This is a genomic window from Streptomyces sp. NPDC051364, from assembly GCF_040682115.1.
In the GTDB taxonomy this organism is placed as follows: Bacteria; Actinomycetota; Actinomycetes; order Streptomycetales; family Streptomycetaceae; genus Streptomyces.
This window is the reverse complement of the sequence record NZ_JBFBAH010000036.1, coordinates 21,967-40,489: the sequence shown is the minus strand read 5'-3', so window position 1 is coordinate 40,489 and position 18,523 is coordinate 21,967. Positions and strand designations below refer to the sequence as shown.

Annotated in this window: 12 protein-coding genes; 3 read left to right on the top strand and 9 right to left on the bottom strand. The window is 71.0% G+C overall.

The window, feature by feature from the left end:
* Window positions 1-9 precede the first annotated feature (9 nt).
* The 6 genes from AB0M76_RS37770 to eccD form a co-directional block, all read right to left on the bottom strand.
* Window positions 10-2,919, bottom strand: coding sequence for an AAWKG family protein (locus tag AB0M76_RS37770; protein WP_365957257.1), 2,910 nt, complete (start codon window positions 2,917-2,919; stop codon window positions 10-12).
* A 51-nt stretch (window positions 2,920-2,970) separates the two neighbouring features.
* The gene (locus AB0M76_RS37765) at window positions 2,971-3,459 is read right to left on the bottom strand and encodes a type VII secretion system-associated protein (protein WP_365957256.1); all 489 of its coding nucleotides are present in this window, start codon (window positions 3,457-3,459) and stop codon (window positions 2,971-2,973) included.
* A gap of 104 nt (window positions 3,460-3,563) precedes the next feature.
* Complete coding sequence (locus tag AB0M76_RS37760) at window positions 3,564-3,884, bottom strand: WXG100 family type VII secretion target (RefSeq protein ID WP_365957255.1); 321 nt, start codon at window positions 3,882-3,884, stop codon at window positions 3,564-3,566.
* Window positions 3,885-3,939: 55 nt separating this feature from the next.
* On the bottom strand, window positions 3,940-4,290 hold the full coding sequence (locus tag AB0M76_RS37755) for a hypothetical protein (RefSeq protein ID WP_365957254.1): 351 nt from the start codon (window positions 4,288-4,290) through the stop codon (window positions 3,940-3,942).
* 136 nt (window positions 4,291-4,426) lie between these two features.
* A complete protein-coding gene (eccB, locus tag AB0M76_RS37750) occupies window positions 4,427-5,917 on the bottom strand; it encodes a type VII secretion protein EccB (protein WP_365957253.1) in 1,491 nt (496 codons plus the stop codon).
* Window positions 5,918-5,943: 26 nt separating this feature from the next.
* Window positions 5,944-7,347 (bottom strand): type VII secretion integral membrane protein EccD, encoded by a 1,404-nt coding sequence (eccD, locus tag AB0M76_RS37745; RefSeq protein ID WP_365957252.1) that lies wholly within the window; start codon window positions 7,345-7,347, stop codon window positions 5,944-5,946.
* 282 nt (window positions 7,348-7,629) lie between these two features.
* Between eccD and eccCa the strand changes: the two genes are divergently transcribed.
* Entirely contained in the window at window positions 7,630-11,592 is a 3,963-nt protein-coding gene (eccCa, locus tag AB0M76_RS37740; protein ID WP_365957251.1) for a type VII secretion protein EccCa, read from the top strand.
* Window positions 11,593-11,633: 41 nt separating this feature from the next.
* Here the strand turns inward: eccCa and AB0M76_RS37735 are convergent, their stop codons facing one another.
* The 3 genes from AB0M76_RS37735 to AB0M76_RS37725 all read right to left on the bottom strand — a co-directional run bounded on the left by AB0M76_RS37735 (window position 11,634) and on the right by AB0M76_RS37725 (window position 17,231).
* On the bottom strand, window positions 11,634-12,788 hold the full coding sequence (locus AB0M76_RS37735) for a S8 family serine peptidase (protein ID WP_365957250.1): 1,155 nt from the start codon (window positions 12,786-12,788) through the stop codon (window positions 11,634-11,636).
* 92 nt (window positions 12,789-12,880) lie between these two features.
* Complete coding sequence (locus tag AB0M76_RS37730; RefSeq protein WP_365957249.1) at window positions 12,881-16,204, bottom strand: AAA family ATPase; 3,324 nt, start codon at window positions 16,202-16,204, stop codon at window positions 12,881-12,883.
* 382 nt (window positions 16,205-16,586) lie between these two features.
* On the bottom strand, window positions 16,587-17,231 hold the full coding sequence (locus tag AB0M76_RS37725; protein WP_365957248.1) for a LysE family translocator: 645 nt from the start codon (window positions 17,229-17,231) through the stop codon (window positions 16,587-16,589).
* A 301-nt stretch (window positions 17,232-17,532) separates the two neighbouring features.
* Here AB0M76_RS37725 and AB0M76_RS37720 point away from each other — a divergent pair, with 301 nt between their 5' ends.
* Both AB0M76_RS37720 and AB0M76_RS37715 read left to right on the top strand, forming a co-directional pair.
* The gene (locus tag AB0M76_RS37720; RefSeq protein ID WP_365957247.1) at window positions 17,533-17,826 is read left to right on the top strand and encodes a hypothetical protein; all 294 of its coding nucleotides are present in this window, start codon (window positions 17,533-17,535) and stop codon (window positions 17,824-17,826) included.
* Window positions 17,827-18,143: 317 nt separating this feature from the next.
* Complete coding sequence (locus AB0M76_RS37715) at window positions 18,144-18,518, top strand: DUF3592 domain-containing protein (protein ID WP_365957246.1); 375 nt, start codon at window positions 18,144-18,146, stop codon at window positions 18,516-18,518.
* Window positions 18,519-18,523 lie beyond the last annotated feature (5 nt).

Sequence of the window (18,523 nt, the reverse complement as noted above, 5' to 3'; positions counted from 1 at the left end):
CTGCGGGGGTCAGCGGCCGATCACGGCGGGGGCGCCGCCTTCGTCCGTACCCCAGACGTCCTCGTCGGCCGACAGCCAGGTGACGCGCTCCCGCTCGTCGCTCTGGGTTCCCATGCCGGGTGCGCCGCCTCCGCCGCCGCCGGGCGGCATCATCGGCATTCCGCCGGCTCCGCTCGACGTGGTCGCGGGGCGGGCGCCGCCTGTCAGCGCGGCCTGTTCGGCGGTGGTGACCGGAACGGACGTGCGCTGCGCCGGTGTTCCCGGCGTCATGGCCCGGCCGGCCGGCAGGCCGGTCGACTCCAGGGGCACGGCCGAGCGGTACGTGGCACCGCTGTTGCCGGTGTTGAGGCCCGCCGCCAGGTTCGTCGTGTACGAGCCTGTGCCGTGCGCAGTGGACACCGGTCCGATCCGGTCCAGGTTCAGGGGATTCGGGGCCAGCCTGCTGATCAGCGCCGCGGTGGTGGTCACCCGGCCGTCCGGGGCGGTGGTGTACGTGCTGCCGTCCCGGTAGGTGGTGGTCACCGTGCCGTCCGGCAGCTTCTTGGTGACGGTGCCGTCCTGGTACGTGGTGGTCGTGGAGCCGTCGCTGCCGTGCTGGACCGTCGGCCCGCCGTTCTGCGATCCGCCGTCCGAGGCCCCGAGGTGGGTGGTGGAGGAACTGCCGGAGGAGTCCTTGGTGGTGAGCGTGCCGTCCGGCTCCAGGACAGTGCTGCTGCCGTCCTTGTAATGGGTGGTGACCTTGCCGTCCGTGCCGACCTCGGCGGTGCTGCCATCGGCGTAGCGGATGGTCGAGGTGCCATCCTTCAGATCGGAGACCGTTCTGGTGCCGCCGGGGTCCGTGGTGGTGACGATGCCCTTGCCGGGGTCGATCGTGGTCTTCGTGCCGTTGATGTGCGTCGAGGTGGTGCTGCCGTCGGCGTTGAAGGTCGTGGTGCCGCCGTCCGGGTTGTGGACCACGGTTCCGGGGGCGGGGCGGGTGACCGTGCTGTGGCCGGAGGCGTCGGTGGTGACGAGCTTCCCGTCCTTGGAGTGGACGGTGCTGCTGCCGTCCTGGAAGTGCGTGGTGGACGTGCCGTCCTTGGTGATGGTGGTGCGGGTGCCGTCCGGGTAGGTGACGGTTTCGCTGCCGTCCTTGTGCAGCACGGTGGTGCTGCCGTCAGGGGTGGCGGTGGTGGTCGTACCGTCCTTGGCGACCGTGGTGGTGGTGCCGTCCGGGAACTTGGTGCTGCGGGAGCCGTCCGACGGGTTGTACGTGGTCAGGCTGCCGTCCGGGTTCTTGACCGTCCTGGGGCCGGGGCCCGGACCGCCGGGGAACAGCGGGTTGGGGTTGTTGGGCAGCAGCGAATGCGGGGGGCCCGTGACGGTCTTGCGGCCGTCCGGGAAGGTCGTCACCACGGTGCCGTCCGGATGGCGCGTGACGATACTGCCGTCTTTGTTGCGGGTGGTCGTGCTGCCGTCCGGATTGCGGGTCGTGACGCTTCCGTCGGGATTCTTCACCGAGTTGGGGCCGAGGGGGTTGGCGTGCAGCCCGTCCCCGAGGTTCTTCGTCTCCTTCTTGAGCCCATTGCCGCCGGAGCCCGAACCGCCACCGCCGCCCAGCAGCTTATTGAACTCGTCCTGCTTCTTGTCGTTGTCCAGTTTCTCCTTCGTCTTGTCGTCGAGCTCCTTCTTGGTCTTGTCGTCGAGCTCCTTCTTCTTGTTGTCCTCTGTCTGGTAAGAGGTCAGTGACCGCAGGGTGGCGGGGGGGAATCCGGCCGCCGTTCCGCCGGTGCCGGCGGCCACCGTCTTCCAGACTTCGTTCATGGTGCTGACAGGAATCCTTATTTTGTCGTCGAGGCTGATCTCAACATTTCTCTCCCAGATCTTCACCGCCTCGGCCAGGATGGTCGACCACGTGGCGGTGTCACCGAGATTCCCCCAGACGGTCTGGGACTTGAAGTCCGCGGAACTGTTGTAGTGGGCGGTGCTGCTATATTTACCGGAATACGTGACCGTCGACTGGACTTTACTGAGGTTATTCTCCTGGATCCACTTGAGGAGGTCTTCCAGAATGTACAGCAGTGTGGTGGTCTGCAAGTAGTGGGCTTTCGCCGGACCCGCGGGGTTGAACGTGCTCCTACGTCCGGGTATTTCCACCTTCTCGGTGTCGATCCAGCTTTTCCAGATCGTACACATTTCAGTCACGCATTTATGCAGCGCATTCTGCGCCTCGATCAGGGAGTCACCATACCGGGTGGTGCTCAGGTAATCGGGAGTGTGAATTCCCTTGTGTGTAGCCGTCCAGCCAGCCGGGTGCAGCTGTTTGCCGTAGCCCTGATAGGCCGTGTCGAGATCCTCCAACAGGTGCCGGAAGAGGCCTGCCGCGTTGCCCTGCCAGGCCGCATCCGGCTTGCCCAGCGCTTCGGTCCACGTAGCGAGCGTGTTCGCGTGACCCTTGAAGAATTCCCCGACCTTGTCGAACGATTTGGCCACCAGTTCAAAACTCTTGAGGTCCACCGCGTCCCCGGTGGCGACCTCGTACGCGCCCGATTTGAAGAACTGGGTGTTGTGGGCATCCCGAAGCGTTTGCAGCGCCAGGCCGTAGCCCCAGTTATAAGACCCCGCATCCCCGCTGTCACCGAAGTGCTTTCCGGTGCCAGCGCCCCAGACGAAATCAATACAGATCTTATAAAGTTTGGGATATGTCTTGTTCCACGCCCCGTCAGGCTCACCGCAGTACGAGAGCACGTAGCTGTGGCCGTCCACGTTGGCCCCCACCGTGGTGGGCTGTCCGCTCTTGATGGTCACCGTGACCCATGGAAGCCCGCCGCTGCCGGTTATCTTCGACATGTCGGCACGAGTGGGGCCGGTAAAGCCGGTGAGCAGCCCGGCCACCACCTCCCAGTGGTTGGGATTGGCTTGGGATGCATCGGCGGCCATGAGTACGGGGCTCCAAGAGGTGAGTGCGAGGTGTCCTGCTGGTGGGTGGAATCAGGTCGTCGTCGTGGGAGGCGCCACCGGCGGGGCCTTTGGGGGTGTGAGGTCCCGGTCGACCAGGTCCATCTCCGTGATGAAGTCCGAGCTCGCGATGGAATCCAGGCTGTCGCCCTGCGTCTTCAGGTACTTCTCGATGGTCTGCTTGAGGTCCGTATCGATGTCGCCGAAGAGCGTCTTCTGATCCGAAAGAACCTTCGCGATGGCCGCCGCCGCCTTCTGCGTATTCGTGATCATCTCCTTGCCGGAGGTGCTGATCGCCGACCGGCCCATCGGACCGATCTTCAACTGCGCATCAGGCTTGGTCTCCTTCGACTCCACATTCAGGGACAACGCCAGCTGTCCCATCGAATACCAGTCGGCGGGCGGCGTGGGATCAGCGGCTATGGCCGTCAGTTCCTTGAGGAAGGGTTCCAGATCATTCGTGATGAACAGTTTGAGGTGCTGTCCGTCGAGGTGTGTGAGGTTCTGGTTCGCAGTCGCCATGACGTAGCTCCTGGGGGCGGCGGAAGGGGAGGGAGGACGGGCGGCGCCGGCTGTCGCGACGGGGGAGCGCGGCAACCGGCGCCGCCGTCCCGGAGAGGTCGGCGTCAGCCGATCTTCACGGAACTCCACATCTGCTGGAGGCTGTTCTCGGTGTACTTGTAGCTGTCCGAGATCTGTCCGAGCAGGCCGGCGTGCGAGGTGAGCATCTGCTCCAGCGCCTTGACCGCGTTGTCCCAGGCCTGCTGCTTGCCCGCGTACGCCGCCGCGTCGGCGCCGGACCAGGTCGTCTTCAGGGTGTTGAGCTCCTGGTCGAGGCTGGCGATCGTGCTCGCGATGGCCTTGGTCTGCTGGACCATGTCGTCGGCGGAGTTGTTCATAGAGCTGTAGTCGACGTGGATGAAGCCGTCGCTGGTGTTTCCGGCCATGGGTGTCTCCGTAGGGTTGTGGCGTATCGATTCAGCGGGAGGGTCAGCCCGTGATTCAGCCCGTGATGGCCTTGAAGGCGGCCTCGGAACGGCTGAACGCCGTGTCGATCTCGGTGTTGCTCGAACCCTGCTGCTCGTTGTGCTTGGCGAGCGTCTGGTTGAGGGTGTCGACCATGCTGTCGAGGTTGCGCAGGATCACGTCGACCTGCTGGTCCCACGCGGTGAGCAGCTTCTGGAAGCCGCCGCCGTCGGAGCCCTGGTAGCCGGAACCCAGGGTGTGCTGGGTGGAGTTGACGTCGGTCCGGATCCGCATGATGCCGCTGAACGCCTGTTCCAGGGCCAGGATGCCATTGCGGGTGGAGGTGACGGACGACTGCTGTCCGTTCATGGGGTTCGCTTCCGTCATGGGGAAGTCCTTCTCAGCTCGCAGTGATCACCTGTGTGGAGGAGAAGACCGCTTCGAAAACCGACAGGTTGCACAGACGGGCAATTTCTTTCCAGAACTTCCGGCGCTCCGTCAACTTCCGGACAGCGGACCGCCGTCAACCGCGGCACTCATCCGGGGCGGGCGGCGCCGTCACCGTCCGGGCCGCGACCGCCGGGTCCAGGAGCGGTCCGGACGGGAGCATCGACAGCAGCCGCGAGGGCACCCCCTGGGGCGGCGTCCCGTCGTAACCCAGCGCCTTGACCGCGGCTTTGGACGCCAGCCGGTACTTCACCCCGGTGTCGGTGACGAGGTACAGGGTGCTGCCGACGGCGCCGCCGCCGGCGCCGAGCGCCTGGACCAGCGCCCCACCGCCGGCCGGTACGGACACCCGGTCCACCGGCAGACAGGCCGGGGCGGTGCCCAGACCCGCCGTGAACGGCTCGGCGTCGGCCGCAGCGCGGTCGAACGGCACGACCGTCAGGCCGACCCGGGGATTGGTTCCGTCCGGCCGTACGCCCACACAGAGGCCCTCACCGGCGGCCGGGGCCAGCAGCCGGGGCGGCACGGCGGGCAGCGCGTCCGCAGAGCCCTGCCCCGTGGGCCCACCGGTTGCCGCACCGGCCGCCAACTGGTCGGCGCCCACCGGCAGGGCGGTGGCAGGGCCGCCCCCGTACGCCTGCCGCACGGTCTGCGGGTCCGCCAGTACCAGGGCCGCCACGGTGGCCGACACGGGCCGCAGCCCCTCGCCGGTCATCAGGTGGTACTGCTCCTGCCCGCCGGGCGGCCGGATGAGGAAGACCTGTCCGATCTTGGTGGCGGTGGCGCCCAGCGTGCGGCCGGGCGTTCCCCGGCCGGGGACCTCGGGGGCCGCCAGATCGGGGCCGGCGGGCACGCTGTCGAGGAAGGCGCCGGAGACCGGGCGCGCGGTGGCCGACGCGTAGCCAAGGGCCTGGGCGGCGCCGCGTCCGGTGTCCAGCCGCAGCCGCCGGTCGTGCCACAGCACGTACGGGGTGCCGTCCGGGCCGGACACCAACAGCCCCTCGTCGCCGGGGGGCCGGCCCGATTCCAGCGGGTCGTGGCCGGTGGCGGGCGGGCCGATCCGCAGGGAGGTGCGCGCCTTCACCGCTCCGGACGGGTCGGTGGACGTCACCGCGCAGACCAGCCAGATCCCCTTGTTGACGTCCGCGGGGGCGGGCAGTGTGCCCGGGCCGCCGGCGATGCCCACCGGCAGGCCGTGCGGGATGCCGCGCAGCGATCGGGCGGCGACCGTCTTCACGGCGGGCTGCTCGCCCAGGATGAGCCGTGCCGAGGCGTAGTCCCCGACCGGTCGCAGCGCGCCTTCCAGCAGCAGGTACCGGTTGCCGGTCTCCTTCTCGACGAGCAGGGCCCGGCCGTCGCGCCAGGTCTGACCGGCGCCGGGCGAGATCAGCCCGTACAGCAGGAACGCCACGGCCAGCAGCAGCGAGACCGCGATGCCGACGCCCATTCCGCGCGTGGTCCGGCCGACCGTGCTGTCCGGGGCGTCCGGGTCGGCCCGGAGCATGCCCGCGGTGAGCCTGCCGACGACGAACATGTGTGCCTGTACCTGGTCACGCCTGGACTGCATGATGCCTCTTCTCCACCGTCACCTGGTCAGCTGCCGATCGCGCGTACGGCGCCGAAGACGCCGAGCACCCACAGCGCCAGCGGCAGCAGCGCCATCGCGGCGATCGAGTGCAGCAGGTCCGCCACGCGGCCCCAGTACGGGACCACCCGCCGGCCGGGCACCGTCCAGGACGCGATCGCCGTCATCGCGGCCGCCGCCAGCAGAACGCCGACCAGCGCGGGCCGCAGCCCCGGCGCCACCCGGGCCGAGGCGACGAACGCCAGCAGCAGCCAACCGCCGACTCCGGGCAGCAGTACCGCGAGCCGCGACCAGGCGCCGCCGATCCCCCGGGCGTGCAGCAGCAGGAGGACGGCCAGCACCCCGGCGGTGATCAGGGCCGGCAGGCGCGGGCTGTCCAGGAGCAGGCCCGCCAGGCATCCGCCGCAGACCAGCCCGGCCGCCGCGAACAGGGCGGTCATCCACTCCTCGGCCAGCGCGGCACGGGCCACGACCAGTTGGTTGTCGTGCGGGTCGATGCCCTGCTGGAGCTCGTCGGCGTTGGTCGGGAGCGCGGGCAGCCGCAGGCCCGCGAGGCGGGCGGACAGCGCGGGCACCACGGAGCCGAACACCACGGCCAGTACCGCCGTCATGCTCGCCGCGTGGGAGGCCGGTATCTCCATCAGCAGCATCAGCGAGCCCCACGCCACTCCGGCGAGGGCCACCACGGCCGAGGACGTCAGCAGTGGTACGTAGGCGGCCACCGCGGCCACCGCCAGTACGGCGCCGCCCGCGCCCGCCGCCGATCCGGCCAGCAGCCGGGCCCCCAGCAGCTCCCCCGAGGCAGCCGAGGCGGCGCCGCCGGTGGGCAGCAGCGCGCCCGCCAGCGCCAGATAGGGCGCCGCCATCACACCGAGGGCGGCGCCCGCGGCCGCGTCGCCGACGGCCCGGCTCGCGGAGGCGGCGCCGGCCAGCACCAGCAGTCCGGCCGCCGCGGCCAGCCCCGCCCGCAACTGGCGGTCGCCGCCGGGCATGGCCAGCGCCAGCAGACCGGCCGCCAGCAGCGCCACCATCACGGCGCGCAGCATCACCCGGCTGTACCGCTCGTTCCAGGAACTTCCGTGGGCGCGCATGGAGGTGGTGACCCCGTCGACCAGGTCGTCGAAGTGCACCTCCGGCAGTTGTTTGGCGCGCGGCCTCAGGTAGAGCACGTCGCCGTCGCGCAGCTCCAGCGACTGGGCGGTGCCCTCCTCGTCGAGCGGCTCGCCGCCCAGTCTCTGCAGGACCCAGCCGCCGTGGTCGAGCCCGCTCTCCTCCAGCCCCTCGCCGCCGTAGCTGACCAGCGTGGGCAGCAGGTCGGCGATCGGTACGGCGGCGGGTACGGCCAGGTCGACGACCCTTTCAGGAGTACGGACCGTGAGCCGGCACAGGCCGGCCGCCGAGGTATCAGTCATGAACGCCACGCTTCGGTGAGGGGGATTGCGATCAGGAGGAGGGGTACGGCGACGAAGAGGTTGCGTCGCGTTCCGTTTGATGATCGGACAACATCATTACAGGGTGGCCAATTGGCACACCAGCTCGCACCCGGCCGATCATCTGACGTACGGTCTCATCCTGTCGTGATCCGGAGGGGAGCTCCCCGCCACGACCCAATCAGCCCGGCACGGTGCCGGATTCGCCCTACGCGTCAGTGTCACGGGCGGGCCGGCCGCGTCTCAGCCCGAGGAGTTCCCCCGTTGAGTACGGTCCTTTTCCGGCGCCCGGCCCGCCGCCGGGGCCCCGACATGCCCCAGGGCGAGATGAGCCTCCAGGAGCCGCCCGGCCTCCCCGAGGCACAGCCGAACTCCTCGGCCATGTGGATGTACCTGCCGATGGGACTCACCTCGGTGGCGATGCTGCTGATGTTCGTCCGCCCCGGCGAGGCGACCGTCATGAGCTACATGGCCATCGGCCTGATGCTGCTCTCCTCGGTGGCCATGGTCGTCGGGCAGTTGGTGCGCACCTCCGGCGACCGCAAGCGCCGCCTGCGCGGTGAGCGCCGCGACTACCTGCGCTATCTCGCTCAGAGCCGGCGCCGTGTCCGCCGCACCATCGGCGACCAGCAGCTCGCCCTGGCCTGGCGGCATCCGGAGCCGACCGGGCTGTGGGCCCTGGCCCGCACTTCCCGGCTGTGGGAACGCCGCCCCACCGACGACGACTTCGCCGAGATCCGGGTCGCGATCGGCGACCAGCGGCTGGCGGTGCGTCTCGCCCCGCTGTCCACCAAGCCCGTCGAGGACCTGGAGCCACTGTCGGCGCACGCGCTGCGCAGTTTCATCCGCGCCTACGGCACCGTCCCCGACCAGCCCATCGCCCTGTACCTGCGGGCCTGGTCCCGGGTACTGCTGCGGGGCGACGAGGAGCGGGCCCGGTCGCTGGTGCGGGCGATGCTCGCGCAGCTCGCCGTCTTCCACTCCCCCGAGGACCTGTGGATCGCGCTGTGCGTCAGCGACGAGCGGCGGGCCGCCTGGGACTGGGTGAAGTGGCTGCCGCACGCCCAGCATCCCGACGAGCACGACGGCGCGGGCCCGGCCCGGCTGGTCGGTTCGGCCCTCGGGGAGCTGGAGGACCGGCTCGGCACGGAGTTCACCGCCCGGGCACCTTTCGACCCGGAGGCGCTGCCGGCCCGTGAGGAGCCGTACACCGTCCTGGTCATCGACGGTGGCAAGGTTCCCGCGGGCCATCGCGCGGACGGGCCCGGGTACCGCAACACCGTCGTCATCGACCTGTCCGGCGCACTGTCCTGGAAGCCCGGCCGCACCACCCTGCGGCTGGACGTCGAGGACGGCAGCGTGGGCCTGGTCCGCACCGACCGGGAACGCAAGGAACAGACCACCGAACTCGGCCGCCCCGACGCCCTCGGCCCGGCCGCCGCCCGTACCCTGGCGACCCTGATCGCGCCGTACCGGATGGGCATCACCGTCGACACCGGCGAACCCATGGCCGCCGACACCGAGCTCACCGCTCTGCTCGGCATCCCCGACCTGCGCCGCCACGAACCGGCCACGCTGTGGCAGCACCGGGTCGACGGCGCCGACAGGCTCAAGGTGCCGATCGCGATCGGTGAGGACGGCAAGCCGGTCGAGCTGGACATCAAGGAGTCGGCGCTCGGGGGCATGGGCCCGCACGGCATGCTCATCGGCGCCACCGGCTCCGGCAAGAGCGAACTGCTGCGCACGCTGGTGCTCGGTCTGGCCCTCACCCATTCGTCCGAGACGCTCAACTTCGTCCTTGTGGACTTCAAGGGCGGTGCCACCTTCCTGGGGCTCGACGGCCTGCCGCACACCTCGGCGGTGATCACCAACCTGGCCGACGAGTCCGCCCTGGTCGGGCGGATGCAGGACGCCCTGCACGGTGAACTCATGCGCCGCCAGGAACTGCTGCGCAGCGCCGGCAACTACACCTCTGTCCTGGAGTACGAGAAGGCCCGCGCTGCCGGGGCCCCGCTCGCCCCGCTGCCCTCGCTGTTCGTCGTGGTCGACGAGTTCAGCGAACTGCTGGCGGCCCACCGCGAGTTCATCGAACTCTTCGTGATGATCGGGCGGCTCGGCCGCAGTCTGGGCGTGCACCTGCTGCTGGCCTCGCAGCGCCTGGACGAAGGCCGGATGCACCAGTTGGAGAGCCACCTGTCCTACCGCATCGGCCTGCGGACCTTCTCCGCGATGGAGAGCCGCGGCGTCCTGGGCGTCCCCGACGCCTACCACCTGCCGCCGCAGCCCGGCAGCGGATACCTCAAGAGCGGGGTGGAGGCGCTGACCCGCTTCCGCGCCGCGTACGTCTCGGGGCCGCACCGGGCCGGCCGGCTCGGCAACATCCCGCAGGCCCGCATAGCCGGGCAGATCGTGCCCTGGTCGACCAACTGGACCGTGCCCCGGGACCTTCCCGCGACTCCCGACCCGGATCCCGTGGGGCCCGAGCCCGACACCGGTGAGACCCTGCTCTCCGTCGCCCTGGAACGGCTGGCCGACGCGGGCCCGCCCGCGCACCAGGTGTGGCTCCCGCCGCTGGACCTGCCGCCCACCCTGGACCAGATCCTGCCGCCGCTGGAGCCGCACCCCGAGCACGGTCTGACCGCCGACACGCAGGCCAGGGGCCGGCTGGTGGTCCCGGTCGGCATCGTCGACAAGCCCTTCGAGCAGCAGCGCGAGCTGTTCACCGTGGACCTGTCGGGCGCGGGCGGCCACGTCGGCATCGCAGGGGGCCCGCAGAGCGGCAAGAGCACGCTGCTGCGCACGCTGATCGCGGCCCTGGCCCTCACGCACAGTCCGCGCGAAGTGCAGTTCTACTGCCTGGACTTCGGCGGCGGCACCCTGTCGGGGCTCACCGGTCTGCCGCACGTCGGCGGCGTCGCGGGCCGGATGGACAGCGAGCGGATCGGCCGCACCCTCGCCGAGGTCACCTCGCTGCTCAACCAGCGCGAGCTGTTCTTCGCCGAGCGCGGGATCGACTCCATGGCCACCTACCGGCGCAGGCGCGCCGCCGGGGAGTTCCCCGAGGAGCCGTTCGGCGACGTCTTCCTGGTCATCGACGGCTGGTCCACCCTGCGCAACGACTTCATGGACCTGGTCACCGTGGTCAACGGCGTGATCGGCCGCGGTCTGAACTACGGCGTGCACGTGGTCATCACCACCGCCCGCTGGGCCGAGCTCTCGCCGGCCGTCCGCGACCAGACCGGCACCCGGCTCGAACTGCGGATGGGCGACTCGATGGAGTCCGGCATCGACGTCCGCAAGGCGGCCACCGTGCCGCGGGTCCCCGGCCGCGGTCTGACCCCCGACAAGCTGCACTTCCTCGGCGCGCTGCCGCGCATCGACGGGATCGAGGACCCGGAGGACCTCTCCGACGGCGTCGCCGCGTTCGTCGAGGCCGTCGCCGAGAGCTGGAACGCGCCGCCCGCGCCGCGGGTCCGTATGCTGCCCACCACCCTGCACGCCGCCGATCTGCCCGCTCCCGAGGGCGATCTGCGCCTGGCCATCGGCATGGACGAGGAGTCGCTCGCCCCGGTGTGGCACGACTTCACCGAAAGCCCGCACCTGATCGTCGTCGGCGACAGCGAGAGCGGCAAGACGGCGATGCTGCGTCTGGTCGCCAAGGCCATCACCGACCGCTACACCCCCGCCGAGGCCAAGGTGCTGGTCGTCGACTACCGGCGCGGGCTGATCGAGGCCGTCCCCGAGGAGTACCGGCTCGGGCACGCGGTCTCCGCCGACCCGCTGCGCGATCTCCTCGACGGGACCGGGCGGGCGATGACGACGCGGCTTCCCGGCGCCGACATCAGCCCCGCGCGGATGCGGCTGCGCGACTGGTGGACCGGACCGCGCATCTTCGTCCTGGTCGATGACTACGACATGGTCAACAGCACCGCCATGCGCAACCCGTTCGACCCGGTCCTGGACCACCTGCCGCTCGGCTTCGAGGTCGGTCTGCACCTGGTGGTGGCGCGCTCGGCGGCGGGCGCGGGCCGCGGCCTCAACGACGCGCTGCTGCGCCGAATGCAGGAGGTCAACACCCCGGCGCTGCTGCTGTCCTGCCCGGCCTCCGAGGGGTACCTCTTCGGGAACGTCAAGCCCCGCACGCTGCCGCCGGGGCGGGCGATCCGCATCGCCCGGCGCAAGACGAGCCTGGTCCAGCTGGCGCTGCCGGACGGCCCCATGTCCTGAAGCGCCGCCTGAAGCGCCGCTTGACGCGCCTCCGTACGCGCCTACGAGCCGCCGCTGCCGCCCGGGCGCCAGCGGCGGGCCCGGCCGCGCGGGACCACGGCCATCAGCAGCAGCGCCACCAGCAGCACGGTCCCGGAGACTCCGGCCACGAGCAGGGCGGTACGGCCCGCACCGGTGGCGGTGGCCGCCACGGGAACCCGTAGCGTCCCGGGCGGGCCGGAGGGGCCGGGGCCCGCGGCGGGCGGCCGGGTCGCGGAGACCGCCGCGTAGACGTCCAGCGCGGGCTGACCGCCCGGGTAGGCGGTGGCGAGGAGACGGGCACGCACCTGGGCGCCGGTCAGGTCCGGGTGGTAGGCGCGGACCAGGGCGGCGGCGCCACCCACCACGGCGGCCGCCTCCGCGCTGCCCGAGGCGGTCCAGTGGCCCTCGCCCTTGGGGCCGATCCCGACCATCACGTCGCCGGGGGCGGACAGGTCGGCGCGCTCGGCCTGCGGCGCGTTCTGCGGGCGCTCGCCGCCGGGGCCGGTGTCGACCACGGCGATCACCTCGGGCAGGGCGGCCGGGTAGACCCTTAGCGGGGTGTCGCGGGAGCCGCTCGCGTTGTTCTCCGGCGCGGCGGTGGCCACCACCACGGCGTCCTTGTCCAGGGCATGGCGTACGGCGGAGCGCAGGGCCGGGGTGTCCGTGGCCACGAAAGTGCCGACCACGATGACCTTGGCGCCCGCGTCGGCCGCCTCCGTGACCGCGGCTGCCAGCCGCTCGGCGTCCGGCTCGCCGCGCGTGCCGGTACCGCGTACGGCCAGGATCCTGGACTGCGGCGCGACCCCGGACAAGCCCTGGCCCGCGCCTGGCCGGGCGGCGACCAGTCCGGCCAGGAACGTTCCGTGGCCGACGCAGTCGCCTCCGGCGTCACCCAACGCGGTGACGCGGCCGGCCAGCGCGGGCGCCGTGGTGGACACCCCGGTGCCGACCACGGCCACGGTCGTCCCGGAGCCCTGGCCCAGCTGCCACACATGGGCGAGGTTGAGGGCCTGCTGGGCCCAGGGCACCGCCGTGACGACGGTGGCGGACTCGGCGGTGCACGGCTTGTCCGGTGCCACCGCCGTCGGGACGGGCGGCAGGTCCACGCCGTCCGCCGCCGTCGCGGCCGGCGCCGGGACGGCGGACAGCGCGAGCACGGCGACGGCCACGGACACGGCCGCGCCTCGACGGTGAGTGTGGGACGGGCGGACTCTCACGGGGGCTTCCTCACTGTCGCGCCGGTACCTGCGGGTGCTCACGCCCCGGATCAGCGGCGGGCGGCGGACGGCGGGATGTCCTGGACCAGGAGCAGACGCAGGTCGTCGACGTCCGCCTCGGCGAGGGCGGCGACCCGGCCCGCCTGCCGCGTCATCATCGCCTCGACGGTCTGGCGCGCCAGCCGGGCGTTGCCGAACGACCTGCCGCGCGGGACCGCTTCGAAGAGGTCGAACAGCGCCTGCTCGGTCCCCGGAGCACATTCGTAGCCGTTGGCCAGGGCATGGTCGCGGACGATGGTGACCAGTTCCCGCGAGCTGTAGTCCTCGAACTCCACATGGCGGGTGAACCGTGACGCCAGACCCGGGTTGGAGGCCAGGAAGCGGTCCATCTCCTCGGTGTAGCCGGCCGCGATCACCACCACCTCGTCACGGTGGTCCTCCATCAGCTTCAGCAGGGTCTCCACCGCTTCCCTGCCGAAGTCGGAGCCGCCCGCCGAGTCGGGGGTGAGGGCGTACGCCTCGTCGATGAACAGCACACCGCCGCGTGCCCGGTCGAAGGCATCCCGGGTCATCTGCGCCGTGTGGCCGATGTAGCGGCCGACCAGGTCGGCCCGGGACACCTCGACGAGCTGGCCGCGCGGCAGGACGCCCAGGGAGGCCAGCAGTTCGCCGTACAGCCGGGCGGTGGTGGTCTTGCCGGTGCCGGGCGGACCCGCGAACACCAGGTGGTTGCTGATCCGGGAGACCGGCAGTCCGGCCTCGGTGCGGCGTCTGGCCGTCGACAGAAGGTTGACCAGGTCGGTGACTTCGCGCTTGACGGCCGCGAGGCCGACCATCGCCTGGAGCCTGGCCAGCGGCCCGGAGTCGCCGTCGGCCTCGTCCTCGGCTTCCTTGAGGTCCTCCACGCCGACGTCCTCGGCCACGAGCCGGGTCAGGGCGTGCTCGTCGGCGTCGGGAAGCTCGGCGAGCCGGAACGCCTGCCGGTCGACCATCTCCTCGAAGACCTTGCGCGCGGTGCGGCCGTTGCCGAACAGCGCGTCGCGGGGGATGCGGTCGAAGCACACCACGAGCGCGTCACGGGCCGGCTCGGTGAGCTCGTAGCTGTGGGCCGTGCACATGCTGTCGACGATGGTGACGAGTTCGTCGGTGGTGTAGTCGGTGAACTCGATGCTGCGGGTGAAGCGTGAGGCCAGACCGGCGTTGGAGGCCAGGAAGGACTCCATGTCCGGCGCGTAGCCCGCCGCGACCACGACCACGTCCTCGCGGTGGTCCTCCATCAGTTTCACCAGGGTGTCGATGGCCTCCTGGCCGAAGTCGGCGCCCGATCCCTTGCCGTCGGACAGCAGGGTGTACGCCTCGTCGATGAACAGCACTCCGCCCAGCGCCCGGGTGAACGCCTCGGTGGTCTTGATCGCGGTGCCGCCGATGACCTGCGCCACCAGGTCGGCCCGCGAGACCTCCACCAGATGTCCGGAGCGCAGGACGCCGAGCTGGGCGAGGATGCTGCCGTAGAGCCGGGCGACGGTGGTCTTGCCGGTGCCGGGCGGGCCCGCGAAGACCAGGTGGCGGCTCATGGGCGGGAGCGGCAGCCCCAGGCTCGCCCGGCGCTGGGCGAGGCGGTTGAGGTTGATGAGGGTGAGGACCTGTTGTTTGACGCCGGCCAGCCCGATCAGCGCCTCCAGTTCACCGATGGGGCCCTCCGACGCACGCCCCGGGACCGGGGCCGGTACCGTCCCGGCGGGCAGCCGTCCTTCCACGCCCCGCGCCTCCTCGGGCGTGCCCCAGATGTCCGCGACGCCGTTGCCGGAGCTGTCGAGCTCCTCGACGCTCATGCGTTCCCCGACGACGGTCTGGCGAAGTCCGCTGTCCTTGTTGTCCCGTACGGCGCACGCGGTCAGCGCGACCGGGCCGGCACTCTCGATCCGGATGCCGTCACCCTCGTTCGCGGACGACTCGCAGGTGTGCAGCGCGGCCCGGCCGCCGGAGGCCACGCGGATGCCGTGGGCGCCGGACTTCTCCACCTGGGTGCGGGTGGCGGTGAGTTCGCCGCCGTCCTCCACCTCGATGCCGCTCTCCGCCGCGTTCTCGACGGAGAAGTCGCGCAGAGTGACGGTGCCGGCCGGGCCGACCGACACTCCGCAGCCACGGGGCTCGCGCAGGACGGTGGCCGCCACCGACAAGGTGCCCCCGTCCGCGACCCGCAGGGCCGGGCCGCCGGGCCGGTCGACGCGGCTGTCCTCCACTCGGCCCCGGCCGCCGGCCAGCACCTCGATCGCAGGTCCGGCGCCTCCGGTCGTACGGACGCGGCGCAGCAGCGGGGCCGCGCCGGAGCGGACGCACACGGCGGCCGCGCCCGCCTCCTCGACCTCCAAGTCGTCGAACTCGGGGCTGGCTTCCTCCTCCAGCAGTACGCCGATGCCCGCGCTGTCGCGGACCCGTACCGAGGTGAGGGTGGGCGCACAGGGGCCCGCGATCCGGATGGCGGCGCTCTCCGCGGTGTGGAAGGAGCTCTCCTCCACGATGCCCCGCGCCCGGTCGAGGATCAACAGACCGTGGCCCCGGGTGCGTTCGCTGTGGCAGCGGGTCAGTCGTGGCGCGGTTCCGGCGGACAGGACGAAGCCGTGACCGGTGGTGCCGGTCACCGAGACGTCCTCCAGGAGGTTGCGTCCGGTGGAGGTGACGTAGACGCCGACGACCGCATCGTGCACCTCGGTGCGGGCCACCCGCAGGGTGCTTGCGCCTTCGAGTGCGATCGCGGGCTTCTCGGTCCCCGATATCTGGCAGTCCTCCACGACTCCCCTCCCCTCGCCGTTGGCGAGGATGCCGTTGCCCCGCGCGTCGCGCACGACGCAGCGGCGGACGGTGGCGCTGCCGCGTTCGGCGATCACCACGGCGGAGGTGCCCAGGTTCTCCATGACGCAGGCTTCGAGGAAGCTCTCCTCCTCGGAGGTGGTCACCACCGCGGCGCCGACCGCGTTGGACATCCGGCAGTCGCGCAGGGCCAGGGAACCGGTGCCGCTGCTGAGTACGGCGGTCCAGGCGGCCCCGCTGATGTCGCAGCCGTCCACGGCGATCTGGCCCCGCGTGGCGACGGCGACGGGCAGTTCGGCGTCGTGGCCCCGCAGCGTGAGGTCGGTGAGCTGGACGGCGTCGGTGAGCAGGGTGAGCGCGGAGCCGTGCCGGGGGGCGATCTCCACGGTTCCGGGGCCGTCGTTGGCGACGAGGGTCACCGAACTGGTGACGGTGAGCCGTTCCTCGTACGTGCCGGGAAGGATGCGCAGAACGGAGCCCGGGCGGGCTCTTCCCAGGGCTTCACCGATGGTGCGGAAGGCATCCGGCCGATCCGGACCGACGACGAGTACCTGACGTGACACGGTGGATCCTCCCCGGCCCCGTGCCTGGAGGCGGCAGGAGGGCAGGCCAGTGAATGTGGTTGCTGAGTATGACCGTCGTACCGGACGTGAGGTTCCCCGAGCCGGGCGGCCCGCCCGTACGCGCCCCGCGCGATGGCCAGCGTAACTGATCTTTGTCGGTCGGCGGCGGGGGCGGAGACGGTCCGGCATCGGGGCAGCGGGTCGGGCCGCCTTGCGGGGCGGCCGATGCGGTGGCCGCCGCCCCGACTTCGTCCGGCTGCCCCACGGAGGCATCGACGCCGGCCGGCCAGGCGGTCCGCGCGTAGGCCGAGTACAGCGGGCCGCACGGCACTATGCGGCGTGGCTGGGCCCTGGTCTGGCGTCCCGGCGACGCGGGCCGGGTTCAGGTCGAGACAGGAGTACGGGACAGCGCGGTGTGCATCGCGAAGGCACCGAGCAGGCCACCCGCCGTGAACCGCTGGACAGTCATGGCACGAGGCCGGGCGATCAGGAATCCCGACACCCGCGCTGCGCCCAACATGATCAGAGCGTTCACCGAGAGCCCCACGATGATCTGCACCCCACCGAGCTGGAGCAGTTGTCCCCAGGCCGGGCCTGCCTGGGGGTCCAAGAACTGGGGCAGTAGGGCGGCATACATAAGAGCGATCTTGGGGTTGAGCAGGTTCGTCAGCAGCCCCATCGAGAACAGGCGGGCGTCAGAGACCGGAGTCAGATCCTGGGCCGGGGCGAAGGGCGAGCTGCCGCCGGGCTTGAGCATGTCCCAAGCGAGGTAGGCCAAGTAGGCGGCTCCAGCGAGTTTGACCGCCATGAACGCCACTGGCACGACAGCGAACAACGCCGACAGGCCTGCAGCCGCAGCCAGCAGATAGCACACGAATCCCACGGCGGTTCCGCCGAGGCTGACCAGGCCCGCCCTGCGGCCTTGGGTGATCGCGCGAGAGGTGAGGTGAATCATGTTCGGACCCGGAGTCAGGGCCATGCCCAGTTCGACCAGGGCCACTCCTGCGACTGCGGTCAGAGTGATCACCGGTCAACCTCCTGGTCGTTCGTCGGGCACATGATGCGAACTGGTCACCGACTTGCAACGGACGGCTACGTCGCATCAGCAGCGCCTGTCTTGCCGTCAGCAGAGTACGGCCCTGCCGCTCGCTGTCTTCATGCACCCCCGGCCCCGTTCCCGGCCCGCCGACGACAGCCCGCAGCTGAAAGCCGGCAGGGATTGACAGGCGGATCCCAAGACGCGCCGAAATGGGCTGCCCTGCTTCCTCACGGCGGCCTCCTCAGAGCGCGACGGCCGGACCATTCAAGCCCGCGCCCGCCCCCGCACCGTGGAGCCCGCCGCCGTACGACTACTCCCAGCCGTCACCTTCGACCAGCCCACCGGGCCGTTGAAGCCGATGGGGTTCCCGCCGGCGGGAACCCCATCAAGATGGCGCCAGGTCGAGATCGACCCGACCGTCGTGATCCGCAACCCGGCGATGTGGCACCGCCTCGACACCGACACCCGCGCATCGATCCGGCGCGGCACTCTGCTGCACGGCGCGACCGCCCTGCGACAACTGACGCAGCGCATCGACCGCGAGACGGCCCACACGGTCTTCAAGGCCTCCGGCTTGCAGTGACCACTCACGCCCTCGTGCCAGTCACTGATCCCGCCTGCGGGCTGCTACGGGAAGCGTGAGCTTCACCGCGAACCCGGGGCCGACGGTGGTGGGTTCCAGGGTGCCGCCCATGGTGGTGAGGACGGCCGCGTCGGCGATCACGTCGGGCAGCGCGCCATTGCCCAGATGAACCGTTGCGACGGTCCCTGCTCCCCTTTGGGTCCTCGGGAGCGTCGCACACCCTCCACGAAGGTAATGCGCCTTGTGTGCCGTTCCCACGTGCGCCATGATCAGGTCTTTCGAGCGGTCGGGGGGCGTCCGTGGTCATGCTGGTCGTAATGTCGTTGCTCATCGGGCTGCTGGTCCTCGGGATCTCCGCGGGTGTGTACATCCACTCCAGCCCGCTGTTGAAGCGTGGCGTGCGGACCTCAGCGGTCTGTGTGAACATCGGGCAGGTCGCGCAGGGCTCGATGCTGCTGCTGGAGTACACCCCTCGGGACGGGCCCGCCCGGCAGCACACGGTGGGCCCGTTCGTCTTTCCCCCGGTGAAGGTCGGAGGCCGGATGGAGGTGGTCTACGACCCGAAGCGCCCACAAGAGGTGAGCCTCCCTGAGCGTCTACCCAAGAGCACGCGCGGTCTGGTCATCGCGATGACGGTCTCCGGGGCGGTGGTTGCAGTCGGTGTCGCGATGGCACTTATGCACAGCTGGTGATCCCG

What these genes read in the sequence shown, in the direction of transcription:
- AB0M76_RS37755 (WP_365957254.1), bottom strand. Translation starts at nt 4,290, where the DNA reads ATGACGGAAGCGAACCCCATGAACGGACAGCAGTCGTCCGTCACCTCC.
- eccD (WP_365957252.1), bottom strand. Translation starts at nt 7,347, where the DNA reads ATGACTGATACCTCGGCGGCCGGCCTGTGCCGGCTCACGGTCCGTACT.
- AB0M76_RS37765 (WP_365957256.1), bottom strand. Translation starts at nt 3,459, where the DNA reads ATGGCGACTGCGAACCAGAACCTCACACACCTCGACGGACAGCACCTC.
- eccB (WP_365957253.1), bottom strand. Translation starts at nt 5,917, where the DNA reads ATGCAGTCCAGGCGTGACCAGGTACAGGCACACATGTTCGTCGTCGGC.
- AB0M76_RS37770 (WP_365957257.1), bottom strand. Translation starts at nt 2,919, where the DNA reads ATGGCCGCCGATGCATCCCAAGCCAATCCCAACCACTGGGAGGTGGTG.
- AB0M76_RS37715 (WP_365957246.1), top strand. Translation starts at nt 18,144, where the DNA reads ATGTCGTTGCTCATCGGGCTGCTGGTCCTCGGGATCTCCGCGGGTGTG.
- AB0M76_RS37760 (WP_365957255.1), bottom strand. Translation starts at nt 3,884, where the DNA reads ATGGCCGGAAACACCAGCGACGGCTTCATCCACGTCGACTACAGCTCT.